Origin of the sequence: Mesorhizobium sp. M0768 (assembly GCF_040320195.1) — a bacterium.
Lineage (GTDB): Bacteria > Pseudomonadota > Alphaproteobacteria > Rhizobiales > Rhizobiaceae > Mesorhizobium.
The window spans coordinates 1-1,733 of sequence record NZ_JAMYPD010000084.1; the positions used below are offsets into that span (position 1 = coordinate 1).

Sequence of the window (1,733 nt, forward strand, 5' to 3'; positions counted from 1 at the left end):
CTTGCCGCCCGTCACCTTCGGCCAGCTCTGCAGACCTTCCGCTTCCATGATGTCGCGGAGCGTTAGCGCGGTCTCGATCACTTCATCCCACTCGACCCCCTCGTGAGGCCGTCCTCGAAAGCCGGGCTATCTCGGCAACGACAGCGCCAAAACCTCCGCGAAGACTCTCTTCGAAACAGGCGAGAACGGATTTTTCGTCGCCGGCTTCGACATAGATCACCCTTCCCGGAGGCAGGCCGGCCTTTCGATTGCCGGTGCGAACAGATTGGGCCGGGTAACGCACCACAGCACCTTGCCAACCGTGCGCGCGGCACGGCCGGCAGCAAACAGTGCCGCGGCCGCGCTGTCGACGGCGCCATTCCCTCCGCCCGCCACCTCGTGCAGACCGCCAAAGGCCAGTCCGCCTCCCGGCAGCGCCCTGTCGATGGCGGCCACTCCAAACGTCAAAACCGTGCGGGCGCGCGCTTCCGCCTTTGAGACGCGCGATGCGTTCTCGAAGCTCGGAAATGGAAACGGGAAAGCCCGTGATAGGTTCTACATTTGTTCTCGTCTCGACTAAGAGTCAACCGGGATGACGTCGTGCCCCTGCGGAAGAGGCATTCGAAACCTTGGCGGTCCAGAGCGCGGCCATGCGAGTTCCATTTTTGGGCGCCACGCAGTGTCCGAAAATTGTAGCATATTTCGGACTGATCTCTTGCCTTTGTCCGAAACTTGTAGCATATTTCGGACATGCCCAAAGTTAAGCCCGATGCCGATCTTCGCTCGCGCCTGCTTGCCCGCATTGAGTCCAAACCCGACGAGGTCTGGGCCCCCGGCGACTTCGCCGATCTCGGCGCACGCGCCGCCGTCGACAAAACCCTGCAGCGCCTGGCAGCCGCCGGGGAGCTGCGCCGGATCGACCGAGGCCTCTATGACCGGCCGCGCACGAACAACCTGACTGGCCGCGCCACCGTGCCGGATTATCGCGCTGTGATCCGCGCCGTCACGCGCCGCGATCGGGCGCGCGCCGTCATCGATGGAATGACGGCCGCCAACGACCTCGGCCTGACGACCGCCGTCCCCGCCCGGATAGAAGTGCTGGTCGATGCGCGGTTGAAGCCAATCAAGCTCGGCACGCAGGAAATCCACTTCAAATACGCTGCCCCTAGCCGCCTCTATTGGGCGGATCGGCCGGGGATGCGGGTCGTCCAGGCCTTGCATTGGATGCAGGACATGCTGACCCAGAAGGGCGAACGGAAGCGTGTCCAGGCGACGTTGCGCCGCCTGCTTGCCGACCCCAGGCACGGCGAGGCCATTCGCGAGGATCTGCGCGCCGGTCTCTCCGCCGTGCCGATCTGGATGCAGGAATTCCTCCGCGAAATCCTGAGGGCGGACCCGCACGAGGCGAAGCCATGACTACCGATGCTTACCGCCAGATCACGCGGCATCCCCACGTGACCGGCTCGACCTGTTCCTCGCCACCGCCAATCGGATCGGAGCTCCGGTGGGCAATGTCGAAAAGGATTTCTGGGTCTGCTGGACCCTCAATTCGCTCTACCACGAACGGCCTGCGGGGGAGCCACGGCTGCTTTTCAAGGGCGGGACGTCGCTGTCAAAAGGCTATGGCCTCATCCAGCGTTTTTCCGAAGATATCGGTGCGCCGTGACGGCGCGGGAGGGTAGTATGACATAGTTAGAACCTCTCCTAGCTTTGCTGATTTTCGACCGACGGCTGCAATGCCGTCCCTTTCGTGG

The 1,733-nt window shown here is 63.4% G+C and carries 1 protein-coding gene and 3 pseudogenes; 2 read left to right on the top strand and 2 right to left on the bottom strand.

Annotated elements, in window-relative coordinates; genetic code table 11:
• Positions 1 to 108, bottom strand: a pseudogene (gene ligD, locus NKI08_RS34355) (non-homologous end-joining DNA ligase LigD); the annotation flags it as partial.
• A pseudogene (locus NKI08_RS34360) lies at positions 101 to 529 on the bottom strand (ImuA family protein); the annotation flags it as partial. The pseudogenes NKI08_RS34360 and ligD, both read right to left, overlap by 8 nt.
• 200 nt (positions 530 to 729) lie before the next feature.
• On the opposite strand from NKI08_RS34360, the gene NKI08_RS34365 reads away from it, so the two are divergent.
• Both NKI08_RS34365 and NKI08_RS34370 read left to right on the top strand, forming a co-directional pair.
• On the top strand, positions 730 to 1,395 hold the full coding sequence (locus NKI08_RS34365; protein WP_352775928.1) for a DUF6088 family protein: 666 nt from the start codon (positions 730 to 732) through the stop codon (positions 1,393 to 1,395).
• A pseudogene (locus NKI08_RS34370) lies at positions 1,392 to 1,633 on the top strand (nucleotidyl transferase AbiEii/AbiGii toxin family protein); the annotation flags it as partial. The gene NKI08_RS34365 and the pseudogene NKI08_RS34370, both read left to right, overlap by 4 nt.
• Positions 1,634 to 1,733 lie beyond the last annotated feature (100 nt).